13 protein-coding genes and 1 tRNA gene are annotated in these 17,134 nt (G+C 39.7%); 4 read left to right on the forward strand and 10 right to left on the reverse strand.

The features are described 5' to 3' along the window. Positions 1–60: 60 nt before the first annotated feature. The 5 genes from ALPR1_RS04285 to ALPR1_RS04305 all read right to left on the reverse strand — a co-directional run bounded on the left by ALPR1_RS04285 (position 61) and on the right by ALPR1_RS04305 (position 6,320). Entirely contained in the window at positions 61–1,266 is a 1,206-nt protein-coding gene (locus ALPR1_RS04285; RefSeq protein WP_008198677.1) for a glycoside hydrolase family 57 protein, read from the reverse strand. After that, complete coding sequence (locus ALPR1_RS04290) at positions 1,263–2,552, reverse strand: glycosyltransferase family 4 protein (RefSeq protein ID WP_008198679.1); 1,290 nt, start codon at positions 2,550–2,552, stop codon at positions 1,263–1,265. The genes ALPR1_RS04285 and ALPR1_RS04290 overlap by 4 nt, the downstream gene beginning before the upstream one ends. Positions 2,553–2,563: 11 nt before the next feature. Then, a complete protein-coding gene (locus tag ALPR1_RS04295; protein ID WP_008198682.1) occupies positions 2,564–4,480 on the reverse strand; it encodes an amylo-alpha-1,6-glucosidase in 1,917 nt (638 codons plus the stop codon). A 344-nt stretch (positions 4,481–4,824) separates the two neighbouring features. Further along, positions 4,825–4,900 (reverse strand) — tRNA-His (locus ALPR1_RS04300). Between the two features lie 76 nt (positions 4,901–4,976). Beyond that, entirely contained in the window at positions 4,977–6,320 is a 1,344-nt protein-coding gene (locus ALPR1_RS04305; RefSeq protein WP_040302555.1) for a dihydroorotase, read from the reverse strand. A gap of 48 nt (positions 6,321–6,368) precedes the next feature. Here ALPR1_RS04305 and ALPR1_RS04310 point away from each other — a divergent pair, with 48 nt between their 5' ends. Further along, positions 6,369–7,730: a DEAD/DEAH box helicase gene (locus ALPR1_RS04310; RefSeq protein WP_008198695.1), complete on the forward strand. Its 1,362-nt coding sequence runs from the start codon at positions 6,369–6,371 to the stop codon at positions 7,728–7,730. An 83-nt stretch (positions 7,731–7,813) separates the two neighbouring features. Here ALPR1_RS04310 and ALPR1_RS04315 read toward each other — a convergent pair whose 3' ends face one another. After that, a complete protein-coding gene (locus tag ALPR1_RS04315) occupies positions 7,814–9,310 on the reverse strand; it encodes a M28 family peptidase (RefSeq protein ID WP_008198697.1) in 1,497 nt (498 codons plus the stop codon). Between the two features lie 275 nt (positions 9,311–9,585). Between ALPR1_RS04315 and gcvP the strand changes: the two genes are divergently transcribed. Then, positions 9,586–12,474, forward strand: a complete 2,889-nt coding sequence (gene gcvP, locus ALPR1_RS04320) for an aminomethyl-transferring glycine dehydrogenase (protein WP_008198699.1) — start codon at positions 9,586–9,588, stop codon at positions 12,472–12,474. 192 nt (positions 12,475–12,666) lie between these two features. Here the strand turns inward: gcvP and lipA are convergent, their stop codons facing one another. Both lipA and ALPR1_RS04330 read right to left on the reverse strand, forming a co-directional pair. Then, the gene (lipA, locus tag ALPR1_RS04325) at positions 12,667–13,545 is read right to left on the reverse strand and encodes a lipoyl synthase (protein WP_008198701.1); all 879 of its coding nucleotides are present in this window, start codon (positions 13,543–13,545) and stop codon (positions 12,667–12,669) included. A gap of 54 nt (positions 13,546–13,599) precedes the next feature. Continuing rightward, positions 13,600–14,328, reverse strand: a complete 729-nt coding sequence (locus tag ALPR1_RS04330) for a hypothetical protein (protein ID WP_008198703.1) — start codon at positions 14,326–14,328, stop codon at positions 13,600–13,602. Positions 14,329–14,399: 71 nt separating this feature from the next. Between ALPR1_RS04330 and ALPR1_RS04335 the strand changes: the two genes are divergently transcribed. Next, entirely contained in the window at positions 14,400–14,804 is a 405-nt protein-coding gene (locus ALPR1_RS04335) for an OsmC family protein (RefSeq protein ID WP_008198705.1), read from the forward strand. A 38-nt stretch (positions 14,805–14,842) separates the two neighbouring features. Then, on the forward strand, positions 14,843–15,751 hold the full coding sequence (gene sdaAA, locus ALPR1_RS04340; RefSeq protein WP_008198706.1) for an L-serine ammonia-lyase, iron-sulfur-dependent, subunit alpha: 909 nt from the start codon (positions 14,843–14,845) through the stop codon (positions 15,749–15,751). Here the strand turns inward: sdaAA and ALPR1_RS04345 are convergent. Continuing rightward, the gene (locus ALPR1_RS04345) at positions 15,740–16,198 is read right to left on the reverse strand and encodes a hypothetical protein (RefSeq protein WP_008198709.1); all 459 of its coding nucleotides are present in this window, start codon (positions 16,196–16,198) and stop codon (positions 15,740–15,742) included. The two genes, sdaAA and ALPR1_RS04345, sit on opposite strands and share 12 nt — an antisense overlap. Next, positions 16,195–17,133, reverse strand: coding sequence for a calcium/sodium antiporter (locus tag ALPR1_RS04350; RefSeq protein ID WP_008198711.1), 939 nt, complete (start codon positions 17,131–17,133; stop codon positions 16,195–16,197). Before ALPR1_RS04350 ends, ALPR1_RS04345 begins: the two co-directional genes overlap by 4 nt. Between the last annotated feature and the right edge of the window lies 1 nt (position 17,134).

The raw sequence follows: 17,134 nt of genomic DNA on the forward strand, positions 1-17,134 counted from the left end.
ATTTTTAGACAAAAAAAAGACCGAGAAACTCGGCCTATCCAATTTTGATTAACTAATCCATTAAACTTCTACTTTGATAGATTTTTCCTTTAGCCTGATCATAAAATCGCTTAGCACATTCATGTAGTTAATAAAGGCATCATAGGGAGAATCGTATGGGCTAAAATAAGAGTGGATATCTCCGTCAGAGAAGAATTTCGTACACATATAATAAAAATGATCCGATGTCTGAAGGTATCTCCAATCCCTTTGGATTTCCTCATCATCGATCGTATTGACTAGTTTCTCTAAATCGTATAAACGATCAAAAGCTTCATCCTGTAAATCATTTCCGAGCCAAGCGGTTAAATCTCTTTCTTCATCGGCCCATGAAATAGGGATTGGAACGTGGATTTTTCCTACAGGTGAGATCTTTTTTGCCACTTCAGAAGGGGTGGAGAAATTGAAATCGGTTTTATTGAAAACTGCCTCAGGAAGGTGTTTCATGAAATCGAAAATTCCTGTTTCTGCCCATTGATGTTCCCCAAAAGTTTCATAATCCATAAATAGATTTAGTGTCTCGTCTTCTTTAGGGATCTCATTTATCCAATCAATAAACTTGTCGACCGTCAAAGGGTAATCATCCCAGCTCTTATTCCCAAATCGGAAAGCAATGTCATCACTAAGCTGGAAATTTTTAAGTAAAATTTTCAATTTGGGTTCGACACTATTGACATACACATAGTTCGGGCTTTTCCATCCTAGGATGTGTTTAGCACCCTCTGTAAGCATGGCTTCATATCCCATTTCTGCGATCATTGCCCCTATTTCATCTGAATAAATTAATTCGGTATTTCTAAAGACTGTTGGTTTATAGCCATTAAACAAATTGCTTATTTTCTCCTGATGTTTATTAACCAAGTCCTTGAATTCATCTTTACTTTTAAGCGAAGCAAGAGAGTGTGAGTAGGTCTCGTTAAGAAGTTCTACATGTCCTGTAGCCACTAGCTTTTGAAAGCTTTCCAAAACATCAGGAGCATAGGCCTGCATCTGATCCATAAAGGTTCCAGAAATCGAGAAACTAACTTTAAATGCCCCGTCATATTTCTGAATCAATTCCAAAAGCAGGGCATTCATAGGTAAATAACACTTCTGAGCGACTTTCCTCATGATGCTTCTATTACTGAAATCATCCCAATAGTGATGATCATCTCCTATATCAAAAAAACGATAGGGCTTAAGGCGAAATGGCTGGTGTACCTGGAAGTAAAAACAAATAGTTCTCATGATGTTTCGGATAAAGTTTTTTCGTAAACAGTGATAAGCTTAGAGGCGACATGCTCCCATTTTAATTTTTTCAATTCCTCGCTCCCCAACTCTTTGAACATTCGAGATATTCCTTGGTAATGTAAAAGCGCAAAAATTGCATCGGCCATCGCATCGATGTCCCAAAAATCAATTTTAATGGCATTGGTAAGGACTTCAGCAACCCCTGATTGCTTTGATATAATCACTGGAGTATTATGTCTTACAGCCTCTAAAGGAGAGATTCCAAAGGGTTCTGAGACAGAAGGCATCACATAAACATCTGAAATGGCAAACATATGATCCACATCTTTGCCTTTCAGGAATCCTGTGAAATTGAATTTTGTCCCAATTCTTAATTCAGCCACACGGTCAATCATTCTATTGAGTAAATCTCCGGATCCAGCCATGACAAAACGTACATTGGGGTCTCGATCGATTACTTTTTTGGCAGCTTCTACAAAATATTCTGGACCTTTCTGGAATGTGATTCTACCTAAGAATGTAACGATTTTTTCAGGGACTTTTTTCTGGAAAGAAGAAATGATGATGCTGGCATCTAAAACAGCATTGTGGACTACCGTTACTTTACTGGCGTCTATGCCATACTTTTTTACAATCGTGTTTTTAGTCAATTGACTGACCGCAATGATATGGTCTGCAGCATGCATCCCCGCTCGCTCTATATCATATACTATCTGGTTAACAGATTCACCTGAGCGATCAAATTCTGTAGCATGTACATGAGCTACTAATGGTTTGCCGCTGATTTCTTTGGCAGCAATACCTGCGGGAAAAGATAGCCAATCATGTGCATGGATTATTTCAAAATCACTTCTGTCTCTTGCGATCTGTGCCCCTGTTAATGCATATCGGCTTACTTCCTCCATGAGGTTTTTGCCATATTTTCCACTAAACTGGTACTTGGTAGTAAAAATACTTTCGTTTACATCAGATCGATCATGTAAAGCATAATCTGTGAATTTTTGATATTCTTCAGGGCCCAGGTAAGGCACCAAAAAACTACTGACCTCTAAATAAGTGAGGTTTTTCCAGATGGATTTAAATCGCTTTTCCCGGTAGTCAATGGATATATCACTTGCATTGACAAAATCAGCCATAGGCTCTTCATCTCCCCAAAGTTTTGGTACCACAAAAATGATGTCTTGATTATGGTGGGTCAGCCCCTTAATCAAGCCATAACATGCTGTTCCAAGTCCTCCAGAAATATGTGGCGGGAATTCCCAGCCAAACATTAATACCTTCATAGAAAAATTATTTATATCCGCTTTACCAAATCCATCATTCGAAGTAGCTCTGCTACACTCCAAGCTTGGGAGATTGCTCCCTTAGGTCTATGGGGAGGATCTCCATCATATAATTCTGCAACAGTGCCTACTCCATATTGGGTCATAACCCCATCAAATCCATCTACAATTTTTTTGATGAAATTCAATGAGGACTTTCCATGAAGTTTGATGTATCCTTCGACAAAATGCCCTAAAGGCCAGGTCCAAACTGTACCATTATGATAGGCCTCATCTCGACTAATCTGGTCTCCAAAATAATATCCTTTATAGGCGTAATCATCTGGTGAAAGAGATCGCAACCCTCTTGTGGTCAATAACTTTGATTTTACTATTTCCAGTACCTGATCTTTCTGACCTTCACTTAGCATAGTATACGGTAAAGATGTCGCAAAAACCATATTTGGCCTTACTGACCAATCTTTTTTATCTCCCGATATGTAATCCGCTAAATATCCATGCTCCTCTGACCAAAATTCCTTTTCGAAAGTTTCCTTGGTTTGTGCGGCATGGCTCAACATACTCTCGTCTCCTGTCAATTCGTGATAAAAGCATAGCGCATTATACCAAAGCGCTTGAATCTCTACCGGACAGCCAGTTCTCGGCGTTACAGGACCCTCTGGAGTAACTGCATCCATCCAGGTAAGAGCTTTTCCTTTTTCACCTCCATAGACGAGTCCATTTTCCTGCACTTTAATATTGAAATCGGTACCGTTGAGATAGCCATCTATGATGCCTTTCATTTTACTTAGGTACCGTTCCTTGATCGTTTTACTGTCTTTAGTATATAATACATACTGCTGCAATGCCCAGAAATACCAGAGTGGGGCATCGATTGAGTTCATATTTGTCATTACTCCACTGCCAACATTGGGAAATAATGGGCCATTTAAATTATTGGACATGGAGTCCATGATTTCCAAAAATGTACTGTTTTCACCCACGGTAAGCGTTAGACCTGGAGCAGCAACAAAAGTGTCTCTTCCCCACCAGCCAAACCAAGGGTATCCCGCAATAACTCGTGTCTCTCCATCTCTTTTTCGGATGAATTGGCCAGCTGAATTTTTAAGGCAGTTTTCGAAATTGTTTCTAGGGATCCTTCTGGCAATTTCTTTTTTGAATGCAGATTCACGGGTTTTGGGGTCTGCCTCTGTCAGTCCTGCTGAAAAAATGACAGACTCTCCCTTTTCTATGTCAAACTCAAAATACCCAGGAACATATAGATCCTCTTGATAATCGTACCCTCGTTCTCTTTCCTGAATATACTCTATGTTGTAGTACCAATCTGGAACTGGGACAAACTCGCATTTTTTTGACAGCTGTAAGAAAAGAGGATCGTACTTTTCGTAAAGCTGGCATTTTATTCCATTTGGAGCTTTACCATATTTTTTATTGATGAAAGTATTCGCCTTCATTAAGTTATGATAGGGGCGAAATGCTAAAAATGGAGAAATTCTGATCTTGGTAGGAGAGTGTGCATCCAGTAAAGTGTATCGAATCATTACCCTGTCTCGGTTGGTGTCCAAGATCAACTCTTTTTGTAAAAGAACTCCTCCTACTCGGTACGTAAGTTTTGGAATGGGCTCTGAATCAAAGTCTTCTAAATACTTATGTCCTCTAGGGGAATAGTTTCCAGGGTATTTGCTGATTCCAAGGTTAAAGCTAGACCCTCGTTGGATGACAGTTTCATGGACAGTAGAAAGAAGGACATGGCTTTGAGAGTCTATTTGTGGTTGGGGGACAACCAATAGGCCATGGTATTTACGAGTGTTACAGCCAATGATGGAGGTGCTGGTATAAGACCCCGCTCTATTGGTTCGGAGGATCTCTCTATCCAGCGAATAGTTAAGATTGATCAGCTGGGTTTTATCAAAATGGATGTAACTCATATTTTAAATCATTGGATTGATTTAAAATTAGAGTTTTGCAGCCATAAGAAAAATATTCTTGAAAAAATTTAAGGTTATGTTTCCATAACCTTTTGTTTTTTTTAAAATAATTAGGAATGAAAGTCCTCTTTTTGAATTTCTTCGAAATTTTTCAAGGATTCTTCAAATTTTGAAATGTAGTTATGAGCTAGCCTAACATTGATGCGCTGCACAACCGGGAACCTAGGATGGGATTGGAACAAAGTGAACATCATAAATTGGTTTAGTTTAAGAGCTTAGTGACAAATGTTGTGCCAGTATAAACCCTTTAAAACAAGAAAACCCCTCATAATGAGGGGTTTTTTGGGTGAAAGACCGGGTTCGAACCGGCGACCTCTGGATCCACAAACCAGCGCTCTAACCAGCTGAGCTACAATCACCATATTTCATTTGAAGTACTTTTCTTCCAAATGGTCTGCAAAAGTAATTATTAAGATTTTCCAGTGCAAGGTCCAGCTTAATAATTTCTTAAAAATCTTAATCTTTCTCCATTTTTCTCTTCGTGGAATGTTCCTTCTTCGTACGCTAAATGTCCAGAAACGATCGTATGCGTAACTTTTGACTTGAATGTATGTCCTTCAAATGGAGACCAACCGCACTTGGAAAGTATATTTTCTTTACTGACAGTCCAGGGAGAATCTAAGTCTACCAGCACAAGGTCAGCAAAGTACCCTTCTTTGATAAAACCTCTTTTCTCTATCTCGAATAGGATGGCAGGGTTGTGACTCATTTTCTGAACGATCATTTCGAGACTGATTTTTCCCTGATGGTAAAAATCGAGCATGGCCACCAAGCTATGTTGATTTAAAGGGCCGCCAGATGGAGCTTTAGTGTAAGGATTTGATTTTTCTTCCAGCGTATGAGGAGCATGATCTGTAGCTATGACATCAATTCGATCATCCAAGACCGCCTGAAAAATAGCATCCCTGTCTTTTGACGTTTTGACAGCTGGGTTCCATTTGATTAATGTGCCCTTTTCCTCATAGTCCTCCTCCGCAAACCACAGGTGGTGAATACATGCTTCAGAAGTTATTTTCTTTTCTTGTAAAGGAATGGTGTTGTCAAACAGTTCCAGTTCTTTGGCTGTACTGATGTGGAGGATATGTAGTCTAGTGCCATATTTTTTTGCCATGGCAACAGCCCTGCTTGATGCGTCATAGCAAGCCTCTTCAGATCTAATCTTAGGGTGGAATTTAACAGGGATATCTTCCCCGTAAATTTCAAGGAATTTATCTAGATTGGCCTTGATGATGAAATCATTTTCACTATGGATAGCGATCAGTGCTTTACATTCTTTAAAAATTCCCTCCAAAGACTCGATGTTGTCAACTACCATATTTCCTGTGGAGGAACCTTGGAAAATCTTAAGTCCACAAACATTCTTGAAATCAATTTTCAGAATTTCGTCTAGGTTATCATTCGTAGCCCCCATGAAAAAGGAATAATTGGCTAAGGAAACTTCTGCCGCTCGATCATATTTGTCCTCTAGGAGTTCTACGGTAGTCGCTTGGGGGATGGTATTCGGCATTTCCATGTAACTGGTTGTGCCTCCAGCGACTCCAGCTTTCGCTTCAGTGTAGATTTCTGCTTTGTGAGTTAAGCCAGGCTCTCTAAAGTGTACTTGATCGTCAATTAATCCCGGGAGGAGGTATTTTCCTTTTGCCTCAATATGGGTATCTGCTTGTTCAGAACTCAAGTCAGAGCCGATTTTTGAGATTCTTCCATTGATTACTAAAACATCGCCCGGACTTATCCGGCCTTCATTGACTATATTTGCGCCGGTGATTAGTATACTTTTCATCGATTCTATCAGATTCATTTTCAAATTACACCCTAAAATTAACGAATCATGAGCAATGAGGCCTTAGGTTTTGAAGCATTTAAGCTAAATCGTCAATTGTTAGAAGCAATTGGGGAGGCAGGATATGCTCATCCCACTGCGATTCAAGAAAAAGCTATACCTCTGGCTCTTGCCGGACATGACGTCTTAGGGATCGCTCAGACAGGAACAGGGAAGACTGCTGCCTATGTATTGCCTATCTTGATGAAGGTGAAGTATGCACAAGGGCTTCATGCACGTGCCTTAATATTAGCTCCTACCAGAGAGTTGGTGATGCAAATCGAGGAAGTCACCAAACAACTTGCGACCTATACTGATTTGAGAGTTGTGAGCCTTTATGGAGGCTTGGGGCCCAAAACTCAGATAGAGACCATTCAAGCTGGAGTGGATATTATTATTTCTACACCGGGTAGGTTTTTAGATATCTACCGAAAAAACATGCTTTATACCAAGGCATTAAAAACCATGGTGCTAGATGAGGCGGATAAAATGATGGATATGGGTTTTATGCCTCAGATTCGGTCAATTTTGGAAGTGATCCCGGTAAAGAGACAGAACCTTTTGTTTTCTGCGACATTTGGGACTAGGATAGAAAAGTTAGCTCATGAGTTTTTGGAGTTTCCTGAGCGAGTAGAGGTGACACCTCAAGCTACAACAGCCGAAACGATTGATCAAGTCATGTATTTTGTTCCAAATATTAAGACGAAGATCAATCTGCTTGCAAAGTTATTGGAAGAGGAAGCTGTAAATAGGGCGATAATATTTACCAGGTCCAGGAAAAATGCAGAGGAAGTTTTTCACTTTTTGGAAAACAGACACTTTGGGGAAGTTCGTGTGATTCATGCCAACAAAGGTCAGAACACCCGAATCAATTCCATGGAGGATTTTAAAGGTGGTGAAGTCAGAATTTTGGTCGCTACAGATGTTGCCTCTCGGGGTCTGGATATTACGATGGTTTCACATGTGATTAATTTTGATATTCCTCTGATCTATGAAGATTATGTGCACAGAATTGGTAGAACAGGCCGAGCAGAGCATGAGGGGAAGGCTATCAGTTTTGTCAATCCTGCAGAAGCCTACCATTTCGAGAAGATTGAGGAGATCATCCGAATGAAAGTGGTGGAGAAGCCCATTCCCAAAGGAGTGGATGTTACCAATACTCCATTTGAAGAAAAACAAGCCTACGAAAGGGAATTAGATCGCCTTAAGCAAAGAGATAATCCAGATTATAAAGGAGCATTTCACGAGAAAAAAGCTCAACCAAAAAAGAAGAATATTGGTAAAGGAGAGAAGGCGCGTTCTAAAAAATCAGGGAATAAGAAGAATAGAAATCAAATGAAAACTAAGAATCAGAAGAATAAGGGGAAATAAAAAGGAGGAGAATATCAAAATCCTCCTCCTTCAATATCTATTAAAGAGCCTGTCTTTAGTTTTAGACAGGCTCTTTTTATTATTTATCTAGTACCTCTGGTATTTGTGCCATCAACACGAAGTCTGTTTTCTCTGTTGGCTACATCCCAAGCTGTATAGAAAATCAATCTAGCTCTTTTCTCCATCAAAGGGAATTCGATTTTGTCCACGGTATCAGTAACTTGGTGGTAATCGTCATGTACTCCATTGAAAAAGAAAGCGATCGGAATATTGTGTTTGGCAAAGTTGTAATGATCAGATCTATAGTAGAATCTGTTAGGATCATCTTCTGCATCGTATCTATAATCCAGAATCAAGTCAGTATACGTGATGTTGTTATACTCTAGGATCTTTTTCAGGTCAGTAGAAAGCATATCAGATCCGATTACATAAACGAAATCCGTATTGGTTGAATCTTGATATTCATAATCAATTCTGCCTACCATGTCCACATTAAAGTCTACCACAGTGTTTTCCAATGGGAAAATTGGGTTGTCAGAGTAAAATGCCGAACCCAATAGACCTTTTTCTTCTCCTGTTACATTTAGGAAAAGGATAGATCTTCTTGGTCTATGGCCATCCTTAGCAGCAGTAGCAAAAGCTTCAGCTATTTCCATGACAGAAACAGTTCCGGAACCATCATCGTCTGCACCGTTAAAAATTTCTCCTGTGCTGCTTACTCCTACGTGGTCATAGTGAGAAGAAATAACCATGATTTCTTCTTTTTTGTCTGTTCCTTCTAAAAATGCAAGGATGTTAGAGGATTCCACTTCCTCAATTTTCTTTTTGATTTGATAGGAAGCTTTTTGGGCTTTAATGGATTCAGGATTGGATTTCGCTGCTTCTTTTAACTCTTCAACTGGAGTGTCAAACAATTCAGCCATTTTGTCTGAGCTCACCATGAACATCGGTCTCTGTTCTACTTCTGAAGGGAAACCTACTCTGCCTTTTCCGGCTAATGTTTTGTAACGGTTTGCGACTCTATCGAAGTTGGCTTGACCTTCCATAGAAACTATTACAATGCCTTTTGCACCAGCATCCATCACCTTTTTGATCAAATCGTTTGATCTAACACCTACTGCCCAGATACCTACTAATTTGTCAGCTACTTCTACTTTTGCTAGGTTCTCATCACTCACAAGTCCCAAGAACACCAATTCGGTTTTTTCGGTTTTTTTCATGTCACCGTCGCCAACGAAGACAAAATCCTCGTTATTGACTAGTTTGTTTCTGCCGATTTTTAGGTTCACTTCTTCAAAAGAAGTACTCACCAAATCAACCTTTTGAAGGTATCCACCATCTACAGGCCCTTCAAGTCCTAGATTTTTATAGAAGTTTACGATGTACTCAGCAGCCATTTTTTGTTCTTCTGAGCCAGTATCACGTCCCTTCATCTCATCTGAAGCCAGATAAGTAAGGTTTTTGGTAAGATCTTCTGCAGTAATGGTGTTTGCATACTTTACTTGCAGAGGAGTCTGAGCCATTGATGGAACAGAAAGGCCAAATGCCAATGCTCCCATCAGAAACAAGCTTTTATTCATCTTGATTATAATTAGGGTTTTATTTTCAGTGTAAAAGATCTTTTCAAAGGGCCAAAAATAGGCTTTTCAAGTAGATCTATTTCACCGGTCGAAATTTTCTGCTTCAAAACTAGATAAATTTTTAACCCCGCAAACAACCGTTTGTCAATATGGTTATAAAGGTTGTTAAAATTTTGAATCTCTAAAAAGCTTTATCTCTCAAGAAATTGTACCTTTGCACTTTGAAAAACAAGGGCAAGTTTTAACCCAAATATTCATTCTACCCTACGTTCTTTATGAAGATCAACCTGTCAAACGCTGTACCATTCGAAAACAGACACAATGCACCAACTGAGGCGGAAATCGCTGAAATGTTGGAGAAAATCGGAGCTAGCTCACTCGAGGAGTTAATCGACCAAACAGTTCCAAAATCCATTCAACTTGAAAAACCGCTGGATTTACCTTCCGCGCAGCTTGAAACGGATTTTTTGGTGGAGTTTAAAAAACTCGCATCAAAGAACAAGGTTTTAAAATCCTTCATTGGATTAGGGTATTACGACACATTTGTACCAGGGGTTATCTTGAGAAATGTGCTCGAAAATCCAGGATGGTATACTGCTTATACTCCTTATCAAGCAGAAATAGCACAAGGTAGATTGGAAGCTTTGATTAATTTCCAGACAGTTGTCATGGAATTGACAGGGATGGAATTAGCAAATGCCTCTCTTTTAGATGAAGGTACTGCAGCAGCAGAAGCTATGGGTATGTTGTTTTCTTCAAAAGCCAGAGATAAGAAAACTGCCAGCAAGTTTTTTGTTGATGAAAAAGTCTTCCCACAAACCAAAGCTGTTTTAGAAACTCGCGCTGAACCTATCGGCGTAGAGATTGTTTATGGATCGATTGATCAATTGGATGTGACTGACCCAAGCTTATTTGGTGTTTTATTCCAATATCCAGATTCAGATGGATTAGTTCGTGATTATTCTGCCATTGTTGCCGCAGCTAAAGAAAATAATGTAAAGACAGCTTTTGCAGCTGACTTACTTGCTTTGACGATATTGACACCTCCAGGGGAAATGGGGGCTGATGTGGTAGTTGGTACTGCACAGCGACTAGGTGTACCAATGGGTTATGGTGGGCCTCACGCGGGATACTTTGCTACAAAAGAGGAGTTCAAAAGACAGATCCCAGGAAGGATCATCGGAGTTTCTTTGGACCGTGCAGGAAACAAAGCCTACAGAATGGCTCTTCAAACTCGAGAGCAGCATATTAAAAGAGAGAGAGCAACATCCAATATTTGTACCGCGCAGGTTCTATTGGCGGTAATGTCAAGCTTTTATTCTGTTTATCATGGCCCTCAAGGCTTGAAAAATATTGCATTAAGAACACATGGCCTTGCTAAGTTAACGGCTAAAGGTTTGGCGGAATTAGGCTTCGAGCTTGGGAATAAAGAGTTTTTTGATACGATCAAGGTAACATTGAGTTCTCATGATCAAGCGCATTTTTCTTCCATTGCTGTTGGAGCAGGAATGAATTTCCGATATGCTGAAAATGAGGTTTTTATCGCTTTTGATGAAACAAAATCATTGGAGGACGCTCAGGCTGTTGTCGATGTATTTGCAAAAGCATCTGGCAAAGACACGGTTAATTTAGCCCCTCATGCAGAAGAGTTGACTTTGGAACTTCCAGAAAGTTTGACAAGAACTTCTGAATACTTAACGCACCCTGTGTTTAATAGCTTCCATACAGAGCATGAGATGCTTCGCTACATCAAGCGTTTGGAAGCGAAGGATCTTTCTTTGGTTCATTCGATGATTTCATTGGGCTCTTGTACTATGAAATTGAATGCTACAGCTGAAATGATTCCTGTTACCTGGCCAGAATTTGGTCAGATGCATCCTTTTGCTCCTATGGCTCAAACAGCAGGATATCAAGAGTTATTTGCGAATTTAGAGAGATGGTTATCTGAAATTACCGGTTTTGCAGGTACTTCCCTTCAGCCTAATTCTGGAGCGCAGGGAGAATTTGCAGGATTGATGGTGATAAGAGCCTATCACCAAAACAATGGTGATCACCATAGAAATATAGTGTTGATTCCAACTTCAGCACATGGTACCAATCCGGCTTCTGCAGTAATGGCAGGAATGAAAGTGGTGTTGGTGAAATGTGACGAAAAAGGAAATATTGACATTGAAGACCTGAAAGCAAAAGCAGAAGCTCATTCTGAAAACCTTTCTAGCTTAATGGTTACTTACCCATCTACTCACGGAGTATTTGAAGAGGCGATTAAAGAAATCTGTGCTACCATTCATCAGCATGGTGGTCAGGTTTACATGGATGGAGCTAATATGAACGCTCAAGTTGGTTTGACTAGCCCAGGGAATATTGGGGCTGACGTTTGTCACTTGAATTTGCATAAAACCTTCTGTATTCCTCACGGTGGAGGTGGACCAGGCATGGGCCCAATCTGTGTGGCGAGCCATTTAGTACCCTTCTTACCAGGAAATCCTTTAGTCAAAACAGGAGGTAAAAACCCGGTAAGCTCTATTTCAGCCGCTCCTTACGGTAGTGCAAGTATTTTACCGATCTCTTATGCTTACATCGCAATGATGGGTGGAGAAGGCCTTAAAAATGCTACTAAGATGGCGATTTTGAATGCTAACTATATCAAAGAGAGATTGAGTGGGTATTATCCTATACTTTATACTGGAACGCAAGGAAGAGCTGCTCACGAGATGATTGTAGATTGTCGAGGCTTTAAAGAAGTTGGTGTGGAAGTTGAAGATATCGCTAAGCGATTGATGGATTATGGTTTCCATGCTCCTACAGTTTCTTTTCCCGTGGCAGGAACCTTGATGATTGAGCCAACAGAGTCAGAAACAAAAGCTGAATTAGATAGATTTTGTGATGCATTAATTTCGATCAGAGCTGAAATTCAGGAGATTGAAGATGGCAAAGTAGATAAGGAATTAAATGTATTGAAAAATGCACCGCATACAGCTTCCATGGTGTTGGAAGGCGAGTGGACCATGCCTTACTCAAGAGAAAAGGCGGTATTCCCTATTGATTATGTAAAAGAAAACAAGTTCTGGCCAAGTGTAAGAAGAATCGATTCTGCTTACGGAGACAGAAACTTAGTTTGTAGCTGTATCCCAGTAGAAGATTATGCAAGTGAAGAGGCATAACCTTCATTGATTACAGATTGTTTAGATAGAGAAAGGCTGCCAATTGGCAGCCTTTTTTGTTAGCTTTTTGATGGCTCGGTTATCTAAACTCGTATTCGAAATCTCCAGTATTCTTCAAGCCAATATTATACCTTGAAGCAAAAAAAAGCACATTGTGAAATGTGCTTTTTAATAAATCGAATAAAATATCATTTAGACATTGACATGTCTTTCGGCATGGTATGAGGATCTCACTAATGGGCCTGATTCTACGTATTTCAATCCTCTTTTTAATCCTTCTTCTCTATACATATCAAAGATCTCTGGGTGAATAAATTCAGCTACTTCAATATGCATTTTTGTAGGTTGAAGATATTGGCCTAAAGTTAGGATGTCACAGCCATTTTCAGCCAAATCATCCATTGCTTTAAAAACCTCCTCTTGAGTCTCTCCAAGGCCTAGCATAATCCCAGTTTTGGTTCTCTTACCATATTCCTTGGTCAATTTGATTTGTTCCAAAGATCTGGCATATTTTGCTTGAGGTCTTACTCTTCTATATAAACTCTCTACAGTCTCCATGTTATGAGAAACTACTTCCTGGCCTCCTTCAATCATTCTGTAAAGAGCTTCCCATTTTGATTTCACATCAGGAATAAGAGTTTCTATGGTAGTTTCAGGACAAAGTTCTTTGGTTTGAACAACTGTCTGATACCAAATTTCAGCACCTCTATCTTTCAGTTCATCTCTATTGACGGAAGTAAGTACAGCATGCTTCACTCCCATGAGCTGGATAGCTTCAGCAACGCGTCTTGGTTCGTCTTGATCATATTCAGGTGGTCTTCCTGTGGCTACGGCACAAAAAGAGCAAGATCTGGTACAAACATTTCCCAAAATCATAAAAGTAGCGGTGCCAGCTCCCCAGCACTCACCCATATTTGGGCAATTCCCACTTTCACAGATTGTGTGTAATTTATGTTCATCTACCAATTTTCGGACCTTGGCATATTCTTTTCCGATAGGAAGCTTCACTCTCAACCAATCTGGTTTTTTTCTACGAGTAGCCTCTTCAGAAATAACAGGTAATTCGATCATGGGATTGTGATTTTTTGCAAAGTTACGCTAGCAAGCTGGAAAACCCAATTTCCATTACTGTCTAAATCCGTAAAAGAAGGTGAAATAGACTGATTGGAATAATTGCCTGTTTTCAGCGGTAGGTATTAAAGGTATTTCTTTGTTGAAACCCTCAAGCATGTATCCAAGTTCCAATCCGGTTACATTACTTCTAAAAACACCAAATTCGAAATTTAAAGCAGCTTTTAGATTGGCTCCTATAGCAAATTCAGATTGGCCTATTCCTTGAAATAAACTACCTGTTCCCAATATGTTAAACCTGCTTTGGTGGACTTCAGGGTCATATTGCTCAGTCACAGTTTCTACCCGATTTAGTGCGTATTCTATATAATATGGGGCAATTAGTCCAAATGAAGGGCCAATAGCTGCAAGGGCAGAAACTTGTACTCCTTGGTTTGGGGCTTTCTTAAATAAGACGATTTCCCTACCGTACTGTGGACGAATGGAATAGAGGTAATTAGATTTGCCGTAGATATAGCTGTTTCCTAATACAGTATTGTATCTTTCTTCCTTAGGGTTCTTGACATTGGATAGCTCAATAGCCAGGAAACTAAACTGATCATCAGTTATTCTTGTTCCTACTTTAAAAACAAAGCCACCAATAAGTCCTCCATTCGTGTTTTTGTTTACACCCAAGAGGTATTCTTTATCGTAATCATAATTACCAATGTCCTCTCTCTGGGCGAAAGAGTCAATCGTTGATAAGATGATAAGTAGTGGAACTATTAATTTCAGCTTGGTCATTCGATTTGGACGAAAATATTACCCTATTTTTGGAATATAATTATTTAAACTGATTTTAAAAGTAAGAGTTTATGCCAACTATAAAAAGTTCATATTTAGGAAATTTAAGGACAGAGTCAGTGCATGTACAGTCTGGAACAGAGATTTTGACGGATGCACCGGTGGATAATAATGGGAAAGGAGAGAAGTTTTCTCCTACAGACTTGGTTTCCAGTGCATTGGCATCTTGTATGGTAACCATTATGGGTATCGTTGCTGCACGTGATGGTGTAGAGCTTACTGGATTGTCATGGGAAGTGACAAAAGTGATGCAAAGTGCTCCTCGTAAAATACAGGAGATCATTGTTGATTTTAGTTGGGAAAACCCGGTTACTGAGCCATCTATGGTTCAGAAATTGAAAAATGCTGCCAAAACATGTCCTGTGGCATTGAGTTTGGACCCTTCTATAAAGCAAACAATAAATTTTAATTTCTAGAAATTCTAGATCTAAAACCTCATTAAAACTGTTGGTCTATGTGTTATTTATTTGAGTCATTTAAGGGGTGGAAAAGCTATTGCGAAGAAAAGCAGGTTTCACTGCCAGAATCCGTAATAGAGTATGAAGTAGAGCAGAAAAATGCCGAATCAGAGACGATCAAGGCCGGTTTGTTGAATGCCTATCAGGTGATGAAGGATGCTGTGAAGACTGGGCTAACCGAAGAAATGACATCCAGATCGGGAATGATAAATAACGGGGCTAAAAAAGTATTTAATCATCCACTATCAGTTCTTTCCCCAGAATTCCAAAAATTAATCGCCAGAGCTTTGGCAGCTAAAGAAGTGAATTCATGTATGGGGAGAGTAGTTGCTGCTCCAACAGCAGGGGCATCTGGGATTCTACCAGGTACTTTGGTGACTTTACAGGAAATTCATGGATTTGAGGATCATGAAATAGTGGATGGCTTACTGGTAGGGGCTGGTATTGCGCTCATTATTGAGGAGAAAGCGAGTTTAGCAGGTGCTGTAGGAGGCTGTCAGGCTGAAACAGGTTCTGCCGCAGCGATGGCCGCAGGGGCGATGGTATATTGCCTAGGAGGAAGTACTGATCAGGTGTTTAATGCTGTGGCCATCACGATCCAGTGTATGCTAGGCCTAGTCTGTGATCCAGTTGCCGGACTTGTTGAAGTTCCCTGTGTGGTAAGAAATGCCAGTGCTGCTTCGATAGCATTTAGCTCTTCCCAAATCGCCATAGCTGATGTTGACTCAGTAATCCCTGTTGATGAGTGCGTAGACGCGATGGGAGAGATTGGAGCTTCCATGGAAAGCAGATATAAAGAAACTGCTATGGGTGGATTGGCTGCCACTTTAACAGGTCAAAATATTTCTAAAAAGGTGCTTATTCAGGATATAGAAATATTGCCTGATGAGGAATTACCGGAGTAGATTTTGGAATAGAGGGATTTCTAAAATCTGATCAATACTTAGGCTAAAAATAGACGCCCAGAATAGTGCACTAAAGAGCATATTTAAATAGATATGCCTTTTTTTTGCTCCAAATGAAACCATGATCAAGGTGCCACCGATTGGAGTTAATACCAAGGGGGTGATGATAGCAATTCCAATTTCGCCATACTTTTTCCACAAGCTTACTAGTCTCCGGTTTTTTTTGGAGAAGATCGGTTTGTCTTTACTGAAGCGTAGTTTTAGGTACTCTTTAAATTTGTTTCCGACTAGGGTAAAGAGCAAAACACTGGTCATCATCCCTGCAACGGTTACAAAAATAGAACCTAGGACTCCATAGCCAGCAGCTGAACCTAGCACGGGTCCAGCAATAAATTTGAAAAGGCTTAAAAAGTAAATTCCCAGAAATTTAATGAGAGATTCACTCATAGTAAGAAGAAGAGATAGGTGCAATAACCAATAAGTAAAATCAAGCCTTCGATGAAGCTGATCCTCATTTTAGTTCTTATCAATGGAAATAAAATCAAAGTAAATCCTATCATCCAAAGGAAATCTGACTGAAGGAATTCATCAGATACCCCAATCGGTTTGATGATGGCTGTGATTCCTAAGATGGATAAAACATTCATGATATTACTTCCTAAAATGTTTCCTATCGCCATATCGGTTTTTTTAGAAAGTGCGGCCATGATAGAAGTGATTAACTCAGGAAGGCTTGTTCCGATTGCAATGATGGTAATGCCGATTACTCTTTCAGAAACCCCGAATTCTCTGGAGATTTTTACCGCATTATTAACTAATAATTCAGATCCAATATAAAGTCCTACAATTCCTCCTAGAAACAAAGAGATGGCAACCAACCAGCTATAACCTTTGACTTGTTCTACTTCTTCTTCTCCCTCAGATCCTTCGGCTAATCCTTGGTCTGTGTATTTAAAAAGGTAAAGGTTAAAGCCTATAAATAGGGAAAACAATAAAATTCCTTCCCATAGCTCGATCATCCCATTATAGCTGACAGCATAAAATAGAAGTGTTACTAAAACAGTGATAAAGTAATCGAAACGTAGTGTGCTTTTCCTTATAAGGATAGGGTAAAATAACCCGCTAATTCCTAGCACCATACCAATATTGGCGATGTTGGAACCAATAACATTTCCTACTGAAATATCACTATTCCCTTTCAAAGCAGCATTAACACTGACTAGTAATTCAGGGGCTGAAGTACCAAATGCAACAATAGTTAAACCTATAAGGCCGGCGCTCATTCCTAACTTTACAGCGATGGCAGAAGCTCCATCAACAAGGATTTTTCCGCCATAAAGCAAAATGATAAGGCCTAAGCCCAATAGAACATATTCCATCATA

This window comes from Algoriphagus machipongonensis, assembly GCF_000166275.1.
GTDB classification, from domain to species: Bacteria; Bacteroidota; Bacteroidia; order Cytophagales; family Cyclobacteriaceae; genus Algoriphagus; species Algoriphagus machipongonensis.